19 protein-coding genes are annotated in these 21,497 nt (G+C 74.7%); 12 read left to right on the forward strand and 7 right to left on the reverse strand.

Going from position 1 to position 21,497, the window contains the following annotated elements; translation table 11 throughout:
* Nucleotides 1-205 precede the first annotated feature (205 nt).
* The 5 genes from ABZ924_RS10690 to ABZ924_RS10710 all read left to right on the forward strand — a co-directional run bounded on the left by ABZ924_RS10690 (nt 206) and on the right by ABZ924_RS10710 (nt 6,256).
* Nucleotides 206-3,367 (forward strand): nitrate- and nitrite sensing domain-containing protein, encoded by a 3,162-nt coding sequence (locus tag ABZ924_RS10690; protein WP_361906740.1) that lies wholly within the window; start codon nt 206-208, stop codon nt 3,365-3,367.
* A complete protein-coding gene (locus ABZ924_RS10695; RefSeq protein WP_361906742.1) occupies nt 3,364-3,861 on the forward strand; it encodes a roadblock/LC7 domain-containing protein in 498 nt (165 codons plus the stop codon). Before ABZ924_RS10690 ends, ABZ924_RS10695 begins: the two co-directional genes overlap by 4 nt.
* Nucleotides 3,858-4,322 (forward strand): DUF742 domain-containing protein, encoded by a 465-nt coding sequence (locus ABZ924_RS10700; protein ID WP_361906744.1) that lies wholly within the window; start codon nt 3,858-3,860, stop codon nt 4,320-4,322. Before ABZ924_RS10695 ends, ABZ924_RS10700 begins: the two co-directional genes overlap by 4 nt.
* Nucleotides 4,303-4,926: an ATP/GTP-binding protein gene (locus tag ABZ924_RS10705; protein ID WP_361906746.1), complete on the forward strand. Its 624-nt coding sequence runs from the start codon at nt 4,303-4,305 to the stop codon at nt 4,924-4,926. Before ABZ924_RS10700 ends, ABZ924_RS10705 begins: the two co-directional genes overlap by 20 nt.
* An 82-nt stretch (nt 4,927-5,008) precedes the next feature.
* On the forward strand, nt 5,009-6,256 hold the full coding sequence (locus ABZ924_RS10710; protein ID WP_361906748.1) for a styrene monooxygenase/indole monooxygenase family protein: 1,248 nt from the start codon (nt 5,009-5,011) through the stop codon (nt 6,254-6,256).
* A 6-nt stretch (nt 6,257-6,262) separates the two neighbouring features.
* Here ABZ924_RS10710 and ABZ924_RS10715 read toward each other — a convergent pair whose 3' ends face one another.
* From ABZ924_RS10715 to ABZ924_RS10730, 4 genes are all read right to left on the reverse strand, one after another.
* Entirely contained in the window at nt 6,263-6,616 is a 354-nt protein-coding gene (locus tag ABZ924_RS10715; protein ID WP_361906750.1) for a hypothetical protein, read from the reverse strand.
* Nucleotides 6,617-6,686: 70 nt separating this feature from the next.
* Nucleotides 6,687-8,210, reverse strand: a complete 1,524-nt coding sequence (locus tag ABZ924_RS10720) for a C40 family peptidase (protein ID WP_361906752.1) — start codon at nt 8,208-8,210, stop codon at nt 6,687-6,689.
* 789 nt (nt 8,211-8,999) lie between these two features.
* Nucleotides 9,000-9,647 carry a hypothetical protein gene (locus ABZ924_RS10725; protein WP_361906754.1) on the reverse strand — a complete coding sequence of 216 codons (648 nt, stop codon included), beginning with the start codon at nt 9,645-9,647 and terminating at the stop codon, nt 9,000-9,002.
* Nucleotides 9,647-10,036, reverse strand: a complete 390-nt coding sequence (locus ABZ924_RS10730) for a DUF6325 family protein (RefSeq protein ID WP_361906756.1) — start codon at nt 10,034-10,036, stop codon at nt 9,647-9,649. The genes ABZ924_RS10725 and ABZ924_RS10730 overlap by 1 nt, the downstream gene beginning before the upstream one ends.
* Before the next feature lie 99 nt (nt 10,037-10,135).
* Between ABZ924_RS10730 and ABZ924_RS10735 the strand changes: the two genes are divergently transcribed.
* Genes ABZ924_RS10735 through ABZ924_RS10745 form a run of 3 tightly spaced genes read left to right on the forward strand, consistent with a single transcriptional unit; the run spans nt 10,136 to nt 13,615 of the window.
* Nucleotides 10,136-11,551, forward strand: a complete 1,416-nt coding sequence (locus ABZ924_RS10735) for an FtsW/RodA/SpoVE family cell cycle protein (RefSeq protein ID WP_361906758.1) — start codon at nt 10,136-10,138, stop codon at nt 11,549-11,551.
* A complete protein-coding gene (locus tag ABZ924_RS10740; protein WP_361906760.1) occupies nt 11,548-13,122 on the forward strand; it encodes a penicillin-binding transpeptidase domain-containing protein in 1,575 nt (524 codons plus the stop codon). Before ABZ924_RS10735 ends, ABZ924_RS10740 begins: the two co-directional genes overlap by 4 nt.
* A gap of 43 nt (nt 13,123-13,165) precedes the next feature.
* Nucleotides 13,166-13,615: a DUF3291 domain-containing protein gene (locus ABZ924_RS10745; RefSeq protein ID WP_361906762.1), complete on the forward strand. Its 450-nt coding sequence runs from the start codon at nt 13,166-13,168 to the stop codon at nt 13,613-13,615.
* 19 nt (nt 13,616-13,634) lie between these two features.
* Here the strand turns inward: ABZ924_RS10745 and ABZ924_RS10750 are convergent, their stop codons facing one another.
* Nucleotides 13,635-14,756: a ferritin-like domain-containing protein gene (locus ABZ924_RS10750; RefSeq protein WP_361906764.1), complete on the reverse strand. Its 1,122-nt coding sequence runs from the start codon at nt 14,754-14,756 to the stop codon at nt 13,635-13,637.
* A 207-nt stretch (nt 14,757-14,963) separates the two neighbouring features.
* Here ABZ924_RS10750 and ABZ924_RS10755 point away from each other — a divergent pair, with 207 nt between their 5' ends.
* The 3 genes from ABZ924_RS10755 to ABZ924_RS10765 are packed head-to-tail and all read left to right on the forward strand — an operon-like array spanning nt 14,964 to nt 16,934.
* On the forward strand, nt 14,964-15,908 hold the full coding sequence (locus ABZ924_RS10755) for a diiron oxygenase (RefSeq protein ID WP_361906766.1): 945 nt from the start codon (nt 14,964-14,966) through the stop codon (nt 15,906-15,908).
* Nucleotides 15,909-15,937: 29 nt separating this feature from the next.
* Nucleotides 15,938-16,651 carry a helix-turn-helix domain-containing protein gene (locus ABZ924_RS10760; RefSeq protein ID WP_361906768.1) on the forward strand — a complete coding sequence of 238 codons (714 nt, stop codon included), beginning with the start codon at nt 15,938-15,940 and terminating at the stop codon, nt 16,649-16,651.
* A gap of 10 nt (nt 16,652-16,661) precedes the next feature.
* On the forward strand, nt 16,662-16,934 hold the full coding sequence (locus ABZ924_RS10765) for a hypothetical protein (RefSeq protein WP_361906770.1): 273 nt from the start codon (nt 16,662-16,664) through the stop codon (nt 16,932-16,934).
* A 472-nt stretch (nt 16,935-17,406) separates the two neighbouring features.
* Here ABZ924_RS10765 and ABZ924_RS10770 read toward each other — a convergent pair whose 3' ends face one another.
* Nucleotides 17,407-18,018 (reverse strand): hypothetical protein, encoded by a 612-nt coding sequence (locus ABZ924_RS10770; RefSeq protein WP_361906772.1) that lies wholly within the window; start codon nt 18,016-18,018, stop codon nt 17,407-17,409.
* A gap of 199 nt (nt 18,019-18,217) precedes the next feature.
* On the opposite strand from ABZ924_RS10770, the gene ABZ924_RS10775 reads away from it, so the two are divergent.
* Nucleotides 18,218-19,018: a nuclease-related domain-containing protein gene (locus ABZ924_RS10775; RefSeq protein ID WP_361906774.1), complete on the forward strand. Its 801-nt coding sequence runs from the start codon at nt 18,218-18,220 to the stop codon at nt 19,016-19,018.
* 1,348 nt (nt 19,019-20,366) lie between these two features.
* Here the strand turns inward: ABZ924_RS10775 and ABZ924_RS10780 are convergent.
* Nucleotides 20,367-21,494 carry a Ku protein gene (locus tag ABZ924_RS10780; RefSeq protein WP_361906776.1) on the reverse strand — a complete coding sequence of 376 codons (1,128 nt, stop codon included), beginning with the start codon at nt 21,492-21,494 and terminating at the stop codon, nt 20,367-20,369.
* Nucleotides 21,495-21,497: the final 3 nt, after the last annotated feature.

The raw sequence follows: 21,497 nt of genomic DNA on the forward strand, positions 1-21,497 counted from the left end.
AGTCACCCCGCCGAGTTGGTCGGCAACTCATCCGTGATGTTCACTCGTTCGAGTGGCCGGGTGGGCGATGTGAGGCTCTCTCCCCAACACACTGCAAAGGTCTGAGGCGGTACGAGGGGGCAGGGGGCGTTTACTTGTTGACCGGCCGTTACCTCGGCCACACGAGTAGACGAGCACGAGCACACGTACAGGATTGCGAGCACCGGTGCAGAAGAAGCGGTCTCGGAAGAACGGCACCGCCACCGACGGACCCGCCCCCGCAGGACGCCGCGTCCGCGTGCGCAGCAGGCTGGTCGTCGGTGTCGCCGTCGCCGGACTCACCGTCCTCGCGGCCGGCGCCCCCGCCGTGGTCACGGCGACCCGCGAGCTGAACGACTCCCAGGCGCTGGTCACCCTCGCCGAACAGGCCCAGCACACCCTCACCCTCGCGCACCTCCTCGGCGACGAACGCGACGCCGCCGTCGAGTACGTGGCCAAGGGCCGCCCCGGCGGCCAGGGCAAGGGCCCCGTGCAGGAGCGGACCGCCCTGACCGACCGGCAGATCGACGAGGTCAAGGCGGAGGCCGACGAACCCCTCGCCAAGGCCCTCGCGCGCATCCAGGCCGTCCGCACCGAAGCCGTCGACGGCAAGGGCAGCGCCCTCGCCGCCCACCAGGCCTACTCCGCCGTCATCGCGGAACTTCTCGCGCCGGGCGACCGGCTCGCCGAGCAGACCCCGCCGCGCGCCGAGGCCGCCCTCGCCACCACCCGCCCGATGGCCCCCCTCGGCCAGGCCGTGGAACAGGCCTCCGCCACCCGCGGGCTGCTCCTCGCCGCGCTGGCCGTCCCCCGCGGCGATCAGGCGCCCGGCGCCGCCGTCTCCGACGAGCTCAGCACCGCCGCCCAGCGGGCCCGCGTACGGGAGCAGGCCGCGCTGGAGGACTTCACGCGCGTCGCCCGGCCCGACGTCCGCCAGACCCTCGCCGCCACCGTCACCGGCCCCGAGGTCAAGGCCGCCGACGACCACCTCAAGCGGCTCACCGAGCGCCCCACCCTCTCCGCGGCGGACCGCAAGGGCGACACCGCCGCCGTCGGCTCCGCCCTCACCGCCCGCATCGACCGCATGCGGTCCGTGGAAGCCACCCTCGCCGGGCAGCGGGCCACCGCCCTCGCCGCCCAGCGCGACGACGACGTGACCCGGCTGGAGCTGCTGGTCGCCGTCATCGGCGTGCTGTTCCTCTTCGCCGTCGGCGTCTCCACGGCCGTCGCCCGCTCCCTCACCCGGCCGCTGTCCGTACTGCGGCGCGGCGCGGCCCGCCTCGCGACGCCCGAGGGCTCCGTCGAACCGGTCCGCTTCACCGGCCGCAACGACGAGTTCGCCGAGGTCGTCCGCCACCTCAACGCCGTACGCGACCAGACGGTCGCCCTGCACACCAAGATCGCCGGCCTCGATGCCGACCAGCGCCGCGTCATCGGCCGCAACGAGGCCCTCGCCTCCGGCCGCGACGCCCTGGAAGCCGAACTGAAGCAGCTGCGCGAGGGCCTCGAAGAGCACCGGCGCGTCATGTCGACGACCTCGGTCTCGCTGTCGCTGCGCACCCTCGGCCTCGTCGAGCGCCAGCTCGCCGTCATCGAGGAGCTCGAGGCCAAGGAGCAGGACCCGGACCGGCTGGAGACCCTCTTCAAGCTGGACCACCTGGCGACCGTGATGCGCCGCCACAACGAGAACCTGCTCGTCCTCGCCGGCCAGGAGCACGGCCACGGCGCCGGCGCCCCGGTGCCGCTCGTCGACGTCATGCGGGCCGCGGTCAGCGAGATCGAACGCTACGAGCGCGTCGACCTCGCCGTCCTGCCCGCCTTCGTGCAGGTCGCCGGGCACGCCGCCGACGACCTCTCGCACGTACTGGCCGAGCTGCTGGAGAACGCGACGACGTTCTCGCCGCCCGGCGCCAAGGTCAAGGTGTCCGGCCGCCTGCTCGACGGCGGCGACGTGGTGCTGTCCGTCGTCGACGAGGGCATCGGCGTCACCGCCGACCGGCTGGAGGCGCTCAACGCCCGGCTGGCCACGCCCGAGGCCTACGACGAGGAGTCCGAGGCGGAGCACGGCCTCGGCCTCGGCCTGTACGTGGCCGGGCGCCTCGCAGCCCGACACGGCGTCACCGCGGAGCTGCGCGCCCCGCAGTACGGCGGCACCGAGGCCGTGGTGGTCGTCCCGGCCGCCCTGCTGCCGGACGGCCCGCCGGCCTCGCCCTCGCCCGTCCACACCTTCGCCTCCGCCACGCCGGGCCTGCCGCACTACCAGCTCCCGGGCGTGGTCGCCGAGGCCAACGAGAACACCCTGCAGCCGCGGCTCCGGCCGGCGGCGGAGGGGGACTTCGGCGCCGGTGGCCCGGACACCGACCCGCTGGCGGGCTCGGAGCCCCTCGCCGACGGCTTCGCCGCCGGTGCCGGGGCCGACGCCGCCGCGTACGGGGACGGGCCGGCCGACGGGTTCGCTGCCGGGCCGGCCGACGCCGAGCCCGTTGCGGACCCCGTGACGGAGCCCGCGGTGGATGCCGCGGTGGATGCCGCCCGGGTGCGGGTTCCCGCGCAGGGGGCGGCGCCCGTGACACCGGCCGACGCCCTCGCCGCCGGTGCGGAGGGCGGGGCCGGGCTGCCTCCGGCCGAGCAGGTCTTCACCGTCCCGGCCCCCGAGGCCGCCGACGCCGGGGGCGACGCGCACGGCGCCGCGGCCGCGGCCGGGCCGGCCCCGCTGCCGGTGCGCGAGCGCGCGCCGCAGGAGGGGCTGCCGCCCGCCGAGCAGGTGTTCACTGCGCAGACCCCGGCCGACCGGGATCCCGGAGACGAACTCCTCGCGCGGGTCGTCCCCGACGCGGAACCGGGCGCCTTCACGGTGCCCGACCCCGGCCCGGCGGCCGCGGAGTCCTCGGCCGACCCCGCGCAGCCGGCCCTCGTAACGGAAGAGAACCCCTCGCCCGACGCGGAACGGCTGCCCCCGGCCGACCAGGTCTTCACCGCGGACGGCGCACCGGCGGAACCCCACCGGCACGCACCCGCCGAGGACGACTGGGTCCCGCGCCAGGGGAGCCACCCCGACGCGGCGCCCGAGCACGCTCCCGAGGCCGCACCCGAGCCCGTCACCGCCAAGGGCCTGCCCAAGCGGACCCCGCGCACCGTGGCCGCCGGCGGCCGGGCCCACCCCGGCAGCGGCACCGCCCCCGGTGCCGGCCCCGCCCGGCCCGCACCGCGCCGCGTCGACGCCGACGAACTGCGGCGCCGGCTCGGCGGGTTCTACCAGGGGACGCGGGACGGGCGGCGCGTCGTGGCCGCCGAACTCGCACAGGACACCGACCAGGGGGACACCGCACAGGAGGACGCACGCACATGACCGCGCCCAGTACGTACGGACTGAGCACCCAGGCCCGCAACCTGCAGTGGCTGCTGACGGACCTGGTCGAGGAGGTGCCCGGCGTCAACTCCGTCGCCGTCGTGTCCTCGGACGGGCTCCTGCTGCTGTCCTCCGACCCCGGAGGCGCCGCCGCGAGCGCCGTGGGCGCGGGCGGGGGCGCGGGCGCCCCGAAGGGCCCGCGCGGTGCGTCCGCCGACCTCGCCACCATCGTCTCCGGCCTCGGCAGCCTCACCACCGGCGCCGCCGCCCTCATGGACGGCGGGGCGGTCAAGCAGACCATGGTGGCGATGGAGTACGGTTCCGTCTTCGTCATGGCCATCAGCGACGGCTCGCTGCTCGGCGTGCACGCCACTCCGGACTGCGACATGAGCGTCGTCGCGTACCACATGGCCCTGTTCGTCGGACGCGCCGGACACGTCCTGACGCCCGAAGTCCGCAGCGAGCTGCGCCAGTCGATGGAGAAGACCACGTGAGGAGCCCGGCCCCGGCATCCGACCGGCTGCCGATACGCGGGGCCGACCGCCGGCCCGCCCGCGTCCGCCCGTACTCCCTGACGGGCGGCCGCACCCGTTTCACGCAGGTCCTGCACGTGGAGACCTTCGTCGCCGCGCTCGACACGCGCGCCTCGCAGCCGCAGAAGCCCGACGGCGACGCGGGCGACGGCACCGGAGCCGGCGGCTCCGGCGGTGGCGCCGGCGGCTCCGGCGCCGGCGACCGCATGCCCGAGATGCCGGCGATCGTCGAGGTCTGCCGCCGCATGCGCACCATCGCCGAGATAGCCGCGCTGCTGAAGCTGCCGCTCGGCGTGGTCCGCGTCCTGGTCAGCGACCTCGCCGACCAGGGAAGGATCCGCGTCTACGGAACCGGGCACGGCCCCGGCCGTCCCGACCGCGCGCTGCTCGAAAGGGTGCTCAGTGGCCTTCGCCGTCTGTGAAACCGCCACCGTCATCGACGACGAGCCCGTCCAGCCCTGGCAGTACGACCGCTCCCGCGCCCCCGTCGCCGTCAAGGTGCTGGTCGCGGGCGGCTTCGGCGTCGGCAAGACCACGTTCGTCTCGTCCGTCTCCGAGATCACCCCGCTGCGCACCGAGGCGGTGATGACCCAGGCCAGCCTGCCGACCGACGACCTGTCGGCGACGCCGGACAAGAACACCACCACCGTCGCGATGGACTTCGGCCGCATCACCCTCGCCGACGACCTCGTGCTGTACGTGTACGGGACGCCCGGCCAGGAGCGCTTCTGGTTCATGTGGGACGACCTGGTGCGCGGCGCCATCGGCGGCATCGTCCTGGCCGACACGCGCCGGCTGCGGGACTGCTTCCCCGCCCTGGACTACTTCGAGAGCTGCGGGCTGCCGTACGCGGTCGCGGTCAACCACTTCGAGGGCTCGCGGTCGTACGAGCCGGAGGACGTGCGCGAGGCGCTCACCATCCCGCCCCACGTCCCCGTGATGATCATGGACGCGCGGCGCCGGGACACGGTCGTGGACTCGTTGACGACGCTGGTCGCCCACGCCCTCGAGGCGACGCCCGAGTAACAGCCTGCTCATTGCTCCGCTCATTGCTCCGCTCAAAGCTCCGCGCTCAAAGCTCCGCACCTGCCCGAAACGAGAACGTGAGATGCGCAAGATACTCGTCGTGGGGGCCGGCCAGTCCGGCCTCCAGCTCGCCATCGGCCTCCAGTCGAAGGGCTACGACGTCACCCTCATGTCCAACCGGACCGCGGACGAGATCCGCACCGGGCGGATCATGTCCACGCAGGTCATGTTCGACACGGCGCTCCAGCACGAGCGGGACCTCGGGCTCAACTACTGGGAGCGGCTCACCCCGCGCATCGAGGGCATCGGCGTCTCGGTGGCCGGCCCCGACGGCACCCGCGCCGTGGACTGGCTCGGCCGCCTCAAGGCGTACGCCCAGTCGGTGGACCAGCGGCTGAAGATGGCCGGCTGGCTCGACACCTTCGTGCAGCAGGGCGGCCAGCTCGTCATCCACGGCGCGTCCGTCGCCGACCTCGACTACTTCTCCCGCACGTACGACCTGGTGCTCGTCGCGGCGGGCAAGGGCGAGCTCGTGTCGATGTTCGGGCGGGACCCGAAGCGCTCCCCGTACGGCACGCCGCAGCGCGCGCTGGCCCTCTCGTACGTCCACGGGCTCCGGCCGCGGCCCGAGCACCCGGGCACGGAGGCGGTGCGCTGCACCCTGGTGCCGGGCGTGGGCGAGCTCTTCGTCATGCCGACCCTGACCACGTCGGGGCGGGCGGACATCCTGTTCTGGGAGGGGCTCCCGGGCGGGCCGCTCGACGTGTTCCGCGGGGTGAACGACCCCTCGGAGCACCTGGAGCTCACCCTGGAGCTGATGGAGAAGTTCACGCCCTGGGAGTACGAGCGGGCGGTGGACGTCGAACTGACGGACGCGGGCGGCACGCTGGCCGGCCGGTACGCGCCGGTCGTCCGCAACCCCGTCGGGCGGCTGCCGGGCGGCGGGCTGGTGCTGGGCGTCGCGGACGTGGTCGTCGCGAACGACCCGATCACCGGGCAGGGCTCGAACTCCGCGGCCAAGTGCGCCGCCTCGTACCTGTCGTCGATCCTGATGCACGGGGACAAGCCGTTCGACGAGGCCTGGATGAAGGCGACGTTCGACAAGTACTGGTTCACGACCGGCAAGCCGGTGACCGACTGGACGAACGCGATGCTGGGCGCGCCGCCGGAGCACGTGATGGACCTGATCGGGGCGGCGGGGCGGTACCAGGCGGTGGCGGACCGTTTCGCCAACGGCTTCGACAACCCGTCGGACTTCGACACGTACTTCTACGACGCCGAGGACACGGCGGACTACCTGGCCCAGGCCGCGGCGGCCGCGGGCCGGTAGCGGGGTCTACCCGGCGGCCGGGAGGCCGAGCACCATCAGGACCACCGCCGCCGGCGGCAGCACCGCGCACCAGGACGTGACGCGGCGCGCGGCGGCGTACCGGCCGCTGCGCGGCATCGGCAACGCGGCCAGCAGCAGTGCGGGAGTCGCGAAGGGCGTCGCCTGCCAGCACACCGCTATGGCCGCGAGGGCGGCGTCCAGGCCCGCCGAGCAGTGGTCGGGGCCGCAGCCGTCCGTGGCCATGGGGGCCAGCCCCCCGAACATCAGGGCCACCGGGGTGAGCAGGATCGCGAGGACGGTCGGCCGGACCAGCGAGACGGAGCGAGCGGCGGCGGCTTCGGCGGCGGCGGTGTCGTTCATGCCGCCATTGAACGGCGCCGGGGGTCAGGGCACCTCGGCGACGGTACTCAACTCGCGTCGGTCCGGCTACTCATGGGGCCGGGGCCTCGGCGGCGGAGTAGCCGGCGTCGTCGTCGCCGGCGTCATCGCCGCCGCCGGCCGCCGCCTCGGGCAGGGGCGGAAGGCTGTAGGCGGCCAACGGGGTGCCGTCCGGGTCGGGCCGCACCGCGCCGAGGAGCGGGTTCGCGGCGAGCGGGGAGACCTTCACCGGGGACCCGGGGCGCGGGGCGTGGACGACCTTCCCCTCGCCGAGGTACAGGCCTACGTGTGTGGCGGTGGGGAAGTAGACCACCAGGTCACCCGGCCTCAGGTCGTCCAGCGGGACCCGCGGCAGCTGCGCCCACTGCTCCTGGCTGGTACGGGGGATGGCCCGGCCGGCGTGCGCCCAGGCCTGCGAGGTGAGCCCGGAGCAGTCGAAGGCTCCCGGCCCCTCCGCGCCCCACACGTACGGTTTGCCGATCTGGGCGGTGGCGTACGCGAGGGCCGCGCCGCCGGCGGCCGTCGGCGTACGGGCGGGAGCCGAGCCGGGAGCGCCGAGGCGGCCGGAGGCCAGCAGGTCGCGCTGGGCGGCGGCGGTGTCCTCGGCCTCGCGGGCGCCGACCCGGGCGAGCTGGTCGGCGGTGAGGGCGGAGAGCATGCGCTCCACCTCCCGGAGCCGGAGGTCCGCCCGGTCCTTCAGCTTCTTCGTCCGGGCCGCGGCGTCCTGCTGGGCGTCGAGGGCCTTGCGGGCGGCGGTGGCGAGGGCGTCGGCCCGGCGTTCGCCGCGGGCGAGGCGGGTCAGGACCCCGGCCTGGTGGGCGCTCTCCCGGGCGGCGAGGCGGCGCTGGTCCTGCGCCGCCTGGAGGTCGCCTGTGAGCAGCATCCGGGCGTACGGGGACAGGCCGCGGGCCGACTGGTACTGCTCCCGGGCGAGCCGCCCGGCGGCGGCCCGCTCGGCCCCGAGCGCGGCCCGGGCCCGCCCGAGCTCGGTGCTCAGCCGGCGCTCGTCGTCCTGCCGGGCCTTGAGCGCGGCCGCGGCGGCGTCATAGGCCTCGGCGGCCTCCTCGGCCTCCCTGTAGAGCCCCTGGAGCCGGGTCAACAACCCCCCGACGTAATCCCCGGCCCCCGGGGCGGCGGCGGGGGGCGCGGCGTTGCCGGCGGCCCCCTCGGCTTCGTCCCCGGCGGCTGCGGGCGCGGTGGCCCGAGGGAAGGCTGCGGGCGCGGAGGCCCGAACGGAGGCTGCGGGCGCGGAGGCCGAGGCGGAGGCCGAGGGCAGACCGGAGGCCCGCACCGAGCCGGAGGGTCCGGAGGCGGACGTGGAGGCGGACGCGGACGGCGTGGCTCTGCCGGGCGCCCGAACCGAAGCGGAGGGCGATGCCGACGGGGCGGACGCCGTGGCCCCGACCCGGGGCACCGCGGACGGGGTCGCGTCGGGCGTGACGGTCGGCTCGGGCTCCGGCTCGGGTTCGGGCTCGGGCGAGGAGGCGGGACGCGGCTCGGCGTGGGTCAGGGAGAGCGGGCAGGCCGCGAGCAGGACGGCGGCGATGCAGGCGGCATGGAGCAGACGGCGTGGCATGGAAGCACCTCCGGGGCCGCCGATGCTGCCACGCCCGGTATGACAAGCCGCCCACCCCGGACGGCCGCGTCGCCACCCTCACCCGCGCGGCGCACGCCCCGAAACGCCAGTCGGCGCACCCGAACCCAGACCGGCCCGCCGCCCGCCGCCCGCTGCGCGGAGCCCCTCCCCGCCCCACCCTTTCACCGTTTCTCGGGGCTCCGCCCCGAACCCCGAGCGCGCTCCGCCGAAGCGGCGCTGCCGACCCGCCGCCGGGGCGTGTGGGTCAGGGGGCGTCTGCCCCTGGGGTCTGGGGGCAGGGCTCCCGGCGCGGTGCAAGGGTGGGGCGGGAAGTGGCTCCGCGCAGCGGAACCCGCCGCCGGGCCGGGTGGGCCAGGGGTGGTCGGCGCCCCTGGGTCCGGGGCGGAGCCCTGGGGAGCGGTGGAAGGGCGAGGCGAGGAGTGGCTCCGCGCAGCGGAACCGCCGCCGGGGCCGGTTGGGTCTGGGCCCCGGGGAACGGTGGAAGGGTGGGGCGGGGAGTGGTCCGCGCAGCGGGACCGGCCGCCGGGCCGGGTGGGTCAGGGGTGCGCCGACCCCTGGGGGTCCGGGGCGGAGCCCCGGGAAACGGTGAAAGGGCGGGGCGGGGAGAGGCTCCGCGCAGCGGAACCCGCCGCCGGGGCCGGGTGGGTCACGGGTGCGTAGTCCCCCTGGGGTCCGGGGCGGAGTCCTGGGGAACGGTGAAAGGGCGGGGCGGGGAGAGGCTCCGCGCAGCGGGGCGCTGGGGCGGGCCGGCTGTCGGGGGCGGGCCGGTCATGGGTTCAGGAGGCGGGACTTGGCTGCGGCGTACTCCGCCGGGGTCAGGAGGCCCTCGCGGGCGAGGTCGGCCAGCTGCGCCAGCCGGAGCATGAGGTCGGGCCCGCCGGCGCCCGCGCCGGTGCCCGTGCCGCCCGGGCCCGCAGGACGGCGGCGTGCGGCTCGCCCCGGGGCCGCGGGGTCGGCGGGCCAGGCGGCGGCCCCGGACCCGGCCCCGGCCGAAGTCGGGCCGGCGGGCGCCGGCGGGACCGGTGGCGCCGGGGCCGGCGGGGGCGGGCCCGCTGGGGGCTCGGGTTCGGTGGCCCATTCCTCGGCGTCCCAGGCCTCGCCGGCACCGCCGGCACCGGCGCGGGCCTCGGCCTCGGCGGCCCATGCCTCGGGCTCCGGCTCGGGCTCGGCGGCCCATGCCTCGGGCTCGGGCTCCGGCTCGGGCTCCGGCTCGGCGGGCCATGCCCCGGCCTCGGCCTCCGGCTCCGGCTCCGCCGGCCAGGCCCCGGCCCCCGCCCCCGCAGGCGGCGGCCCCGCCTCCGGGATCTGGGCCACGTCCCACACGTACGCCCCCCGCGCCAGGATCCCCCGCAGCAGCGGCCGCCCCGCAGGGCGTCGGGACGGGTGGACGACCGGGCCGACGGGGCGGATGAACATCAGGCCACCCCCAGCCGCTCGGCCGGGATCCGGACCGACCCGGCGATCCGGCCGCCCGCGGCCCGTACGGCCTTGGCCGCGTCCTCCGCCCACACGTGCTCCACCACCAGCAGCAGCGCGCAGCTCCCGCGCTCCAGCAGCTCGGCCGCCTCCCGTACGTCCTCCGGCCCGATCAGCGGCGCAGCCTCCCGGTGCGCCAGCAGCCCCTTCAGTTCGACGAACTCGTCGAACTCGGCCGCCAGCACCTCGCCGCGCGCGGTCTTGGTGGCCACCAGGCCGTCGATGAGCCGCACGTTCCCCGTCTTCCGCAGCCCCAGCACCGCCTCGACCGCCGGCACCCGCAACTGCTCCTCCGGGAAGGCGAGGACGATGAATTCCACAGGTCCCATGTGCCGCGGCTCCCACTCACTCCTGACCGTTTCTGACGACTCTTCGGCACACTATGACATCACCGGACATATCGCCCGCCTGCTTGCTACGTTTCCCGTATGACCGCTCTGACGGCAGAGGTGGCGGGGGGCGACCCCACCCCGCAGCCCCCGCCCGGCCCCTGCCCGCCCCGGGGCAGGGGGGCCGAGCTGACGCTCCTCGCCGGGGCCGTCCTCCTCTGCCTCCTCGGCCACCTCCACGTCGGCCTCGCCACCACCGGCCATCTGCCGCCGTCCGCCGGGCGCCTCGCCGCCGGCCTCGCCACCGCCGCGCTCCTCGCCCACCTCGCCGTCCGCTTCCGGGCCCCGTACGCCGACCCGGTCCTGCTGCCGATCGCGTTCCTGCTCAACGGCCTCGGCCTCGTCCTCATCCAGCGCCTCGACGCGACCGCCCCCGCCCATCCCGCCGCCGGGGGCCAGCTGCGCTGGTCGGCCCTCGGGCTGGCCCTGTTCGTCCTCGCCGTCGCCGTGCTGCGCGACCACCGCGCGCTCCAGCGCTACGCCTACCTGTCGGTGGCGGTGGCCCTGGCCCTGATGCTGGTCCCGGTGTTCTTCCCGGCCGTCAACGGCGCCCACATCTGGATCCGGTTCGCCGGGCTCTCCTTCCAGCCGGGGGAGTTCGCCAAGATCCTGCTCGCCGTCTTCTTCGCCGCATACCTCGCCGCGAACCGCACCGCCCTCGCCCTCACCGGCCGCCGCCTCTTCCCGTGGCTGCCGCTGCGGGTGCCGCTGCGGCTCCTGCCCGGGCGGGTCCTCGGCCCGATCCTGACGATCTGGCTGCTCAGCGTGGGAGTGCTGGTGTTGGAGCGGGACCTCGGCACCTCCCTGCTCTTCTTCGGCCTGTTCGTGGTCATGCTGTTCACCGCCACCGGGCGGATCGGCTGGATCGCCGTCGGGCTGGCCCTCGCCGCCCTCGGCGCCTACGCGGTGGGCATGCTGGAGCCCCACGTGCACAGCCGGGTGCAGGACTGGCTGAATCCTTTCGCTTCCATCGAGCGCGGCGAGGGCCCCGGCCAGCTCGCCCAGTCCCTGTTCGCCTTCGGCGCCGGCGGGCTCCTCGGCGCCGGGCTCGGCCGCGGCCAGTCCTTCCTCATCGGCTTCGCCGCCAAGTCGGACTTCATCCTCGCCACCGCCGGCGAGGAGCTCGGCCTCGTCGGGCTCACCGCGATCCTGCTGCTCTACGGGGTCCTCGTCCACCGCGGCTTCCGCGCCGGCCTCGCGCTGCGCGACCCCTTCGGGCGGCTGCTGGCCACCGGCCTCGCCTCGATCGTCGCCCTGCAGGTCTTCGGCATCGCCGGCGGCGTCACCGGGCTGATCCCGCTGACCGGCATGGCCATGCCCTTCCTCGCCCAGGGCGGCTCCTCCGTCGTCACCAACTGGATCATCGTCGCCCTGCTGGTCCGCCTCAGCGACAGCGCCCGCAGGCCGCGCCCGGCCGCCGCACCGGCGGTGCCGGTCCCCGGGGCCGCCGGGTGATCCGCTACATCCGCTGGTGCGCCTGGTTCTGCGCCCTGCTGCTCGCCGTCCTGCTGGTCAACGTGGCCCGGGTGCAGGTCTGGGAGGCCGCCGGGTACGGGGCGAACCCGGCCAACAAGCGCACCGCCATCGAGCGCTACGCCCGCCCGCGCGGCGACATCCTGGTCGACGGGCGGCCGGTGACCGGATCCCGGGACAGCGGCCAACTGCTGCGCTGGGAGCGGACGTACGCGAACGGCCCGCTGTACGCGCCCGTCACCGGGTTCTCCTCGCAGACGTACGGGACCAGCCTCCTGGAGCGCGCCGAGGACGGGATCCTCTCGGGCTCCGACCCCGCGCTCTCGGCCTTCCCGCTCTGGTACGACCTCGCCCGCGGCCACCCGCCCGGCGGGAACGCCGACACCACCGTCAAGGCGGCCGTCCAGCGGACCGCGTACGCGGCGCTGGCCGGCAAGCGCGGTGCGGTGGCCGCGCTGGAGCCGGCCACCGGCAGGATCCTCGCGCTGGTCAGCAGCCCCTCGTACGACCCGGCGGAACTCTCCGGCACCGGCCCGGCCGTCGCCGCGGCCTGGGCCCGGCTGAACGCGGACCCGGCGCGGCCGATGCTGAACCGCGCGCTGCGCGAGACCTACCCGCCGGGGTCCACGTTCAAGATCGTGACGGCGGCCGCGGCCCTGGACGCGGGCGTGGTCACGGACGTGGACGCGCCCACGCAGACCCCCGACCCCTATCCGCTGCCCGGCACCCGCACGCTGCTGCCGAACGCGGGCACCGGTTGCCGGGACGCCTCGATGGCGGAGGCCGTCCAGTGGTCCTGCAACACGGTGATGGCGAAGATCGGCGTTCAGGTGGGGCTGCGCGGCATGGCGGAGGCGGCCCGCCGGTTCGGGTTCAACGACGACGGCTTGCGCGTCCCGGCGTGGGTGTCGCGGTCGAACTTCGACACCGACATGAGCGGCGACCAGCTCGCCCTGTCCGCGATCGGGCAGTTCAACACCACGGCCACGCCGCTGCAGATGGCGATGGTGGCCGCGGCCGTCGCGGCCGGCGGCGAGCTGCAGGCCCCGTACCTGGTGGAGCGGACCACCCAGGACGACGGCACCCAGGTCCGGCGCGGCGGCCGGCGCACCCTGGGCCGGGCCATGACCCCGGCGACGGCGCTGCGGCTGCAGCAGCTGATGGTGAAGGTGGTGCAGGACGGGACCGGGCGCAACGCGGCCATCCCGCACACGGTCGTCGGCGGCAAGACCGGCACCGCCCAGCACGGCGTCGGCAACAAGGGCACCCCGTACGCCTGGTTCATCGGCTGGGCCAGGGCCGCGCACGCGCCGCTCCCGGGGGTGGCGGTCGCGGTGGTCGTCGAGGACGCGGGGGGCGCCCGCGGGGACATCAGCGGCAACAGCGCCGCGGCCCCCATCGCCCGCGCGGTCATGCAGTCCGCCTTGTTCGGGGCGCCGTGGCAGCCGCACGCCGGCGACCCGACCCGGACCGGGCCGGCCCGGACGACCCGGTCCGACCCGACCCGACCCGAGCCGGCCCAGCCCGGTCCGGCCCCGCCGTCCGCACCGTGAAATTCCCTGCACAGGGCGGCTTCGGCCTGGTAGCGCTACCGTCATGACCTATGAACTGGCGCAGTTGAACATAGCCCGCCCCAAGTACGCAGCCGACGCCCTCGAATTCAAGGACTTCATGGACGGGCTGGATCCCGTCAACGCCGTTGCCGACGCCGCCGACGGGTTCGTCTGGCGGCTCCAGGACGACTCCGGCAACGCCACCGCCCTGCGCCTGGACGGCGACGACTCGCTGATGGTCAACCTCTCCGTCTGGCGGGACGCCGAGGCACTGACCGCGTTCATGTACGAGGGACTGCACCGCAAGCTGATGTCGCGCCGCCGCGAGTGGTTCGAGCCGCTCACCGACGCGGCCACCGTCGTGTGGTGGGTCCAGGCGGGGGTCCGGCCCACCGTTGCGGAGGCGGGGGAGCGCCTGGCCCACTTGCGGGAGCACGGCCCGACCCCGTACGCCTTCACCCTGCGCACGCCCTTCCCGCCGCCGGGGGAGTAGGGCCGCCCCGCCGCGGCGGCTATTGCTGTGCCGGGCCGGCTGCGCCGCCCTCGGCGATGACGGCGGACACCTCCGCCGCCCGCGCCGCCTCCTCGGCCGCGAACCGCTCGCGGTCGAGGGCCTCGGCGATCTCCTCGTCCTGGCTCATCAGCTGGTCGAGGTTGGCGTCGCCCATCTCGAAGACCCCCATGTCCAGGTAGGCCTTCTGCAGTCGGGGCCCCCACAGCCCGATGTCCTTGACGCACGGCACGATCCGGCTGAACAGCAGCCTGCGGAACAGGTGCAGGAACTCGGACTGCTCGCTGAACTCCTCCGCCTCCCGCCGCGGGATCCCGAAGTTCTCCAGCACCTCCACGCCGCGCAGCCGGTCCCGCATCAGGTGGCAGCCCTCGATCACGAACTCCTCGCGCTCGCGCAGCTCGGCGTCGGTGAGCTGCCGGTAGTAGTCGCGCAGCGCCATCCGCCCGAAGGCGACGTGCCGTGCCTCGTCCTGCATCACGTACGCCAGGATCTGCTTGGGCAGCGGCTTGTCGGTCGTGTCGCGGATCATCCCGAAGGCGGCGAGCGCCAGCCCTTCGATGAGCACCTGCATGCCGAGGTACGGCATGTCCCAGCGGGCGTCGCGGAGCGTGTCCCCGAGCAGCCCCTGCAGGCTGTCGTTGATCGGGTAGAGCATCCCGACCTTCTCGTGCAGGAACCGCCCGAACACCTCGGCGTGCCGGGCCTCGTCCATGGTCTGCGTGGCGGAGTAGAACTTGGCGTCGAGGTCGGGTACGGACTCCACGATGCGGGCGGCGCACACCATCGCGCCCTGCTCGCCGTGCAGGAACTGGCTGAAGTTCCAGGAGGCGTAGTGCCGGCGCAGGTCGCCCTTGTCCTTCTCGGTGAGTTTCGGCCAGTACCGCGTGCCGTGGAGGGTCAGGGCCTCGTCCGGGGTGCCGAGCGGATCGTGCGGGTCCACCTCGAGGTCCCAGTCGATGCGCTTGGCGCCGTCCCACTGCTTGTCCTTGCCCTTCTGGTACAGGGCGAGGAGCCGTTCGCGGCCCTCGGCGTACTCCCAGCTGAACCGGGCGGCTCCGGTGGCAGGGATCTGCCAGACGTCCTCGCCCGGGGCCGCGGTGTAGAGATCGTGCGTCGACACTGACGCCCCCTCGCCTCGTGTACTTCCGTACAGGACTGGATGGTTGGCACCGTGCCACTTGGTAGACGCAGGGTCAACAAGTGGCGCGCAGGGGATTGACGGTCTTGCTGACAAGCAGTCTCATAACTGGTGACCGCAGGAGGGGACTCCCCGGGACCGCGCCCGGCGACCCCCACCCACCCCGGAACCAGGGCGAGGTGCCCCGCCATGACGACCACGACCGACCGCACGGATCCGGACCACCGGGTCCTCCAGGACGCCCTCGGCCTCCTCAAGGACCGCGAGCAGATCGCCGCACGCCTGCTCGAATCCTCGGCCAAGCACTCCTTCGACCCCGACAAGGAGCTCGACTGGGACGCCCCGCCGGTCGACGGGGCGTACTACTGGCCCCCCGAGCTGCTCTCCCTCTACGACACCCCGCTGTGGAAGCGGATGGGCGAGGAGCAGCGCATCGACCTCTCCCGCCACGAGGCCGCCTCGCTCGCCTCCCTCGGCATCTGGTTCGAGATCATCCTCATGCAGCTGCTGGTCCGCCACATCTACGACAAGTCCCTGACCAGCAATCACGTCCGCTACGCACTCACCGAGATCGCCGACGAGTGCCGCCACTCGATGATGTTCGCCCGCATGATCCAGAAGGCCGGAGCCCCCGCCTACCCGGTCTCCCGCCTCAACCACAACCTCGCCCGCATCCTCAAGACCGTCTCCACCACCCCCGGCTCCTTCGCCTGCACCCTCCTCGGCGAGGAGATCCTCGACTGGATGCAGCGCCTGACCTTCCCCGACGAGCGCATCCAGCCGCTGGTCCGCGGCGTCACCCGCATCCACGTCATCGAGGAGGCCCGCCACGTCCGCTACGCCCGCGAGGAACTGCGCCGCCAGATGGTGACCGCCCCGCGCTGGGAGCAGGAGCTCACCCGCATCAGCTGCGGCGAGGCCGCCCGCGTCTTCTCCCTGGCCTTCGTCAACCCCCGGGTCTACGACAACGTCGGCCTCGACCGGCGCGAGGCCGTCGCCCAGGTCAAGGCCAGCGGTCACCGCCGCGAGGTCATGCAGACCGGCGCCAAGCGGCTCACCGACTTCCTCGACGACATCGGCGTCCTGCGCGGGGCGGGCCGCCGGCTGTGGCGGAGCTCGGGACTCCTGGCCTGAAGCCCGGCCGGTGCGGCTACCCTGCGGACATGACCGCACCCGCGTACCGCAGGCTGAGCGTCGAGGAGCGGCGGGCCCAACTCCTCGACGCGGCCCTGTCGCTGTTCGCGCACCGCGCGCCGGAGGAGGTCTCGCTCGACGACGTCGCCGAGGCGGCCGGCGTCTCACGGCCCCTGGTGTACCGCTACTTCCCCGGCGGCAAACAGCAGCTCTACGAGGCCGCGCTGCGCTCGGCGGCCGACCTGCTGGACCAGTGCTTCGCCGTGCCCCAGACGGGGCCGCTGACCCAGCGGCTGGCCCGGGCCCTGGACCACTACCTGGCCTTCGTCGACGAGCACGACACCGGCTTCGCCGCGCTCCTGCAGGGCGGCAGCGTCGTGGAGACCTCCCGTACGACGGCCACGGTCGACGGCATCCGGCGCGCCGCCGCCGGCCAGATCCTGCTCCACCTCTCGGCGGCCTCCCCCGGCCCGCGGCTGCGGATGATGGTCCGGACGTGGATCACGGCCGTCGAGGCCGCCTCCCTCATGTGGATCGACGAGGGCAAACAGCCCGACGCGGGCACCCTGCGGGACTGGCTGGTGGACCAGTTCATAGCCCTGCTGGCCGCCACGGCCGCCACCGACCCGGAGACCGCGGCCCACGCCCGCGCCGCCCTCGCCCTGGAACCGCCCGACGGGCCGGCCGGGGTGCTGGCCCGACGTGTGATCCCGGTGGTCTCCGAGGCCGCCCACCTGCTGTGACACTGGCGGGGTGAGAAGCGAACCCACCCCCTTCGAGGGCGGCCCCATGGACGGCCGAGTCCTCCCGATCCTCGTCGGCCCGACCGGCCACCCGCCGAAGTGGTACGAGATCCCGGTCCCGGACCCGGACGGCGGCCCGCCGACGATCCTGCTGTACGAACGGGTCCCGTCGGGCTACTCCAAGCGGCTCCACCTCCAGAAGGGCTGGAAGTACACCCACGTCCCCGGCGGCCGCAAACCAAAACCCCGCTGGCCCTGGACGAAGCCGACCCCGCAGCCGTAGCCACCACCGTTCAGCCCCTCGACGATTCCGACCGCCCGGCTGGGCACCCCGCGCCGCAGGTGGGGGCATCCCGGCCCGGGAGGGCGCCATTCCCACCGCCCGCTTTCCGAGCGGGGGTCGGCGATTTCAGCCTCGCCGGCGTTTGAGGCGCGCGGTCTGGGGCGGAGCCCAGGGGACGCCGCCCGGCCGGGCACGGGGTCTGGGTGCGCCTCGGGGCCGCCGCGGTTTGGCGTGCCGTCGCCCGGCCGACGGTTGCTGGCTCGGCCCACCCCGCTTTGCAAGCGGGCGGGGGGTCGGCGATTTAAGCCTCGCCGGCGTTTGAGGCGCGGGGTCTGGGGCGGAGCCCCAGGGGACCCCGCCCGGCCGGGCACGGGGCCTGGCCGCGCCTCGGGCCGCCGCCGACAGCCGGGCCGGGCCCGGCGGGCCAGGGACGGCAGGGGGCCGGGAGCGGGGCCCACCGGGTCCGGGAGCGTCAGCCCTCGGTACGCCCGCGCCGCAGCATCGCGAAGCCCAGCCCCGCGGCACCCACGGCCGCCATGCTCCCGCCGGCCGCCAGCAGCAGCACACCCTCACCCGGCCCCTCGGCCAGCGCCTCCAGGTGCAGCGCCCCCGCGGTCCCGGCGGCAGCCATCCGCACCTCCGGCCGCGCGGCCGAGGCCGTGGCCGTGGCCACCTTCCCGTCCCGCGTCGCCGTCTTGTAGCCGTCGCCCCCGCGCGTACCGCCGTGGACGGCCACGTCGCCGACCCAGGACGACAGCCGCCCGTCGGGCTGGAGCGCGGCGTGCAGCTCACCGCTGCCGCCGACGCCCGCAACGCCGTCCCGGCTGGTCAGCGTGGCGGCCCTGGATCCGTCGGCACCCAGGATGTCGGCCTGGAAGCCGCTCCCCGCGCGGTAGACGTTCGCCCGGGAGACCCCGTCCGCGAGGGCGAGCGTCTTGACCAGCGTCCGCGGCACGGAGTGCGCCGCCGACGCGGCCGGCACCCCGTCGGCGAGGGCCGCGGCCGCGGGCAGCGCCAGCAGACCACCGGCACAGGCGGTCACGGCGGCGGCGCGAACGAGAGTGCGGCGGCGGAGGGTGCTCACGTGAAGTCCTTCGGCTGTCCGACGTATCAGGAGGGACCAACGTAGGTGGCCGCCGTTGCGGTACCGCGATGAGCGTGTAACAGAAACCCTTCAGACTTCCGTAGAAGCCGTTACGCAGAGGCGCACCGACCGAGAACCCCACAGGGGGATTGCCGCGAGCCGCCCGGGCTGCTCCCATGGACGGCGGGGGGTGAGGTCCATGCGGGGACTCACAGTGATGCCGAGCGGTCGCCCCGGCCGCGGCCGGCTCTACGTGAACCTGCCGGACGGCCAGGCCGTGGCCTGGTACGACCGGCAGACCAACCGGATCAGCGTGCTCGGCGACCAGCACCGCGAAGCGGTGCTGAAGGCGCTGCGCCCGTACCTGAGCGGCACCTGGACGGTCGGCCCGCCGCCCGTCCCCACCGCCGCCGACCTGCGCCGCCTGACGCTCCCGCCCGACGAGGACCTGGCCCCGAACCGGCCGGGCGAAACCCTCCTCGGCGAACTGGCCCACGGCTCGGCGGGCACCAGAGCCCGGCACCGGCTGCGCCAGGAACTCACCGCCCAGCAGCGCATGGGCGACCTCCTCGACGCCCTCGAATCCGACGGCTGGCGCGTCGTCCACTGCGTGCCGCTCCCCGGCCTCGGCCTCATCGACCACCTGCTGATCGGCCCGGGCGGGATCCTGTGCATCCGCAGCATCCCGGGCCGCCGCCAGCGCGCCGCCGTCGGCGACCTCCTGCTCACGGTGGGCCGGACCGAACCCCATCCCGACCCGCGCTGGATCCGCCGCGCGGCGGCTGCGGCGAGCCGCGCCCTGACGGCCCCGGTCAGCCCGGCCCTGGCCCTGGTCGACGCGTCCCGCATCGACGTCGCCCCGACAGTACGAGACATCCGCATCCTGGACCCGGAAACCGCCGCCACAGCCCTGGCCGCAACCCCGACCACCCTCAAACCCCCGGACGTGGAAGCCCTCCACACCCAGGCCCGCGACCTCCGAACGTGGCGGGGGCGGTAGGGGGAGCGCCCCGGGACGGGTCCGGCCTGTTGGCGGGGGCGGTAGGGGCAGGGTCGATTCCTGGGACGGGTCCGGCCTGTTGGGCGGTGCCTCGTGGGAACGGGGTCACGGTGGGGCGGGGTCGGGGAGTGTCCGGGGGCGTCCCGGCCGCCCATTGTCCTTTCGGTTCGCGCCGGCCCGTCAAGGGCGCTCCCTGCGGTCGCGTCGCTTCGCGATGGCCTACGGCCACCCTTGACAGCCCGGCCCGCCCCGAAATGCCAAAGAGCTGCCGGGAAGCCCCCGAAGGATGGCCAGGGGGTCACGACAAGGGAGGCCTCTCGTCAGAGAGCGCAGCCCGGGCCCCGATGTGCAGAATCGTTCCACCCAGGACCACCACCCCTCCCCACCGCCGAGCATCCGGGAAGCCGAGCCTCCAGGGCCGCCATGAGACGCATCCCGCAGCCGAGGGGCTCCAACCCGCACCAGCCTTCGATGAGATGACCGCCAGGAGCGGGGAGACGCCCCAGATCGCTACGCGCTCCTCATTTCTCGGCGTCCGGCCGCCGTCTGTGGCTGATAGCGCAACTGATCGCTACACGGTCCCGCACGTCTCGGCGTCCGGCGGCCGTCTTGGGCTGGACGACGCGAGAGATCGCGTCGGACGGTCGTCCGTGGCCGGTAGGCGCGGCAGGTGGCGGCATGCGACGGCCGGGTACCGGAGTCGGACGCCGGTCTGCCCGCTGCTGGCAGCGGTCTGTTGCGTCAACGAGCCCCCCGACGGCCGTCGGGCGCTGAGAAATGAGGGGCCACGTAGCGATCTGTTGCGCTACCAGCCCCAGACGGCGGCCGGACGCCGAGGAGAGAGGAGCGCGTAGCGATCTCGGGGCGTCTCCCCGCTCCTGGCAGCCATTTTCTCGATGTCTGGTGCAGGTTGGAGCCCCTCGGCTGCGGAGATGCGTCTCAGGCGGGCCTTGGGGGCTCGGCTACCCGGATGCCCGGTGCCGGGCGGGGGTGGTGATGTGGGGAGGAAGGATTCTGCACTTCGGAACCCGGATGGCCCTCTTTGACGAGGGCTGGGGCTGGACTTGACCCCCTGGCCATCCTTCGGGGGCTTCCCGGCAGCGCTTTGGCATTTCGGTTCGTGTCGGGCTGTCAAGGGTGGCCGTAGGCCATCGCGAAGCGACGCGACCGCAGGGAGCGCCCTTGACGGGCCGGCGCGAACCGAAAGGACAATGGGCGGCCGGGACGCCCCCGGACACTCCCCGACCCCGCCCCACCGTGACCCCGTCACCCCAGGCTCCCGCCCAGCCATCCGCCGGCCCCTTCCGCGGAACCCGCCCCCACCCCCCGCCCGAGGCACCCCGCCCCCTCACGCCGACGTCCGCTTGCGCGGGGTTGCCTTCTTCGCGGCGGCCGTGGCTGTCTTTGCCGTCTTCGCCGGCTGGGCTGACTTTGCTGCCTTCGCCGTCTTTGCCGTGGACTTCGTGGCGGCCTTCCGGGGCGTGGACGCCGCCGCCGTCTTCGTTGCGGCCGACGTCGACTTCCTCGTCGTGCCGGCCCCGCCGCCGCCCCCGCCGGCCGCCGCCTTCTTCTTCGCCGTCGCCGCCGTCGACTTCTTGCCGCCCACCGCCTTCGGGGCCGCCGCCGCGCTCTTGCGGCGGATCGGCCTCACCTCCGCCTCACCCGTGTCCGCCTCGCCCGCTTCCGCCCCCGCCCCCCGCGACGCCTTCGCGGCCCGGACGCTCTTCTCCAGGGCCGCCATCAGGTCGATGACCTTGCCCCCGGCCGGCTCGACCGCCGCCTCCGACGGCGGCTCGAACGCGCCGCCCGCCTTGGCCTCGATCATCGCCTCGACCGCCTCGCGGTACTCGTCCCGCAGCGACGACATCTCCACCTCGCCCAGCGTCGCCATCAGCGCGTCCGCCAGGTCCAGCTCCGCATCCCGCACCTGCACCGTCGCCTCCGGGGCCACCCCCTCCGGCACCCGGATCTCGTCCGGCCACAGCAGGCCGTGCATGGCGATCACGTCGTCGACGACCCGCAGCATGCCGAGCCGTTCGCGCCCCCGCAGTGCGTACTTGGCGATCGCGACCCGGCGGCTCCGCTTGAGCGCCTCCCGCAGCAGCGTGTACGGCTTGGCGGCCGTGGCCCCGTTCGCGGCGAGGTAGTACGCCGCGTCCATCTGCAGCGGGTCGATCTCGTCGGCCGGGACGAACGACACGATCTCGATCGTCTTCGCCGTCGCGATCGGCAGCTGCGCCAGGTCCTCGTCCGTGATCGGGATGATCGAGCCGTCCGGCTCCTCGTACCCCTTGCCGATCTCGGCGCCCGGCACCTCCTCGCCGTCCAGCTCGCACACCTTGCGGTAGCGGATCCGTCCGCCGTCCTCGAGGTGGATCTGCCGGAAGGAGATCGAGTGGCTCTCCGTGGCGTTCACGAGCTTGATGGGAATGCTGACCAGGCCGAAGGAGATGGCCCCGTTCCAGATGGATCGCACGGT

Source organism: Streptomyces sp. NPDC046876 (genome assembly GCF_040645035.1).
Lineage (GTDB): Bacteria > Actinomycetota > Actinomycetes > Streptomycetales > Streptomycetaceae > Streptomyces.

What these genes read in the sequence shown, in the direction of transcription:
- ABZ924_RS10735 (WP_361906758.1), top strand. Translation starts at nt 10,136, where the DNA reads ATGACCGCTCTGACGGCAGAGGTGGCGGGGGGCGACCCCACCCCGCAG.
- ABZ924_RS10745 (WP_361906762.1), top strand. Translation starts at nt 13,166, where the DNA reads ATGACCTATGAACTGGCGCAGTTGAACATAGCCCGCCCCAAGTACGCA.
- ABZ924_RS10730 (WP_361906756.1), bottom strand. Translation starts at nt 10,036, where the DNA reads ATGGGACCTGTGGAATTCATCGTCCTCGCCTTCCCGGAGGAGCAGTTG.
- ABZ924_RS10710 (WP_361906748.1), top strand. Translation starts at nt 5,009, where the DNA reads ATGCGCAAGATACTCGTCGTGGGGGCCGGCCAGTCCGGCCTCCAGCTC.
- ABZ924_RS10715 (WP_361906750.1), bottom strand. Translation starts at nt 6,616, where the DNA reads ATGAACGACACCGCCGCCGCCGAAGCCGCCGCCGCTCGCTCCGTCTCG.
- ABZ924_RS10725 (WP_361906754.1), bottom strand. Translation starts at nt 9,647, where the DNA reads ATGTTCATCCGCCCCGTCGGCCCGGTCGTCCACCCGTCCCGACGCCCT.
- ABZ924_RS10755 (WP_361906766.1), top strand. Translation starts at nt 14,964, where the DNA reads ATGACGACCACGACCGACCGCACGGATCCGGACCACCGGGTCCTCCAG.
- ABZ924_RS10695 (WP_361906742.1), top strand. Translation starts at nt 3,364, where the DNA reads ATGACCGCGCCCAGTACGTACGGACTGAGCACCCAGGCCCGCAACCTG.
- ABZ924_RS10775 (WP_361906774.1), top strand. Translation starts at nt 18,218, where the DNA reads ATGCGGGGACTCACAGTGATGCCGAGCGGTCGCCCCGGCCGCGGCCGG.
- ABZ924_RS10720 (WP_361906752.1), bottom strand. Translation starts at nt 8,210, where the DNA reads ATGCCACGCCGTCTGCTCCATGCCGCCTGCATCGCCGCCGTCCTGCTC.
- ABZ924_RS10760 (WP_361906768.1), top strand. Translation starts at nt 15,938, where the DNA reads ATGACCGCACCCGCGTACCGCAGGCTGAGCGTCGAGGAGCGGCGGGCC.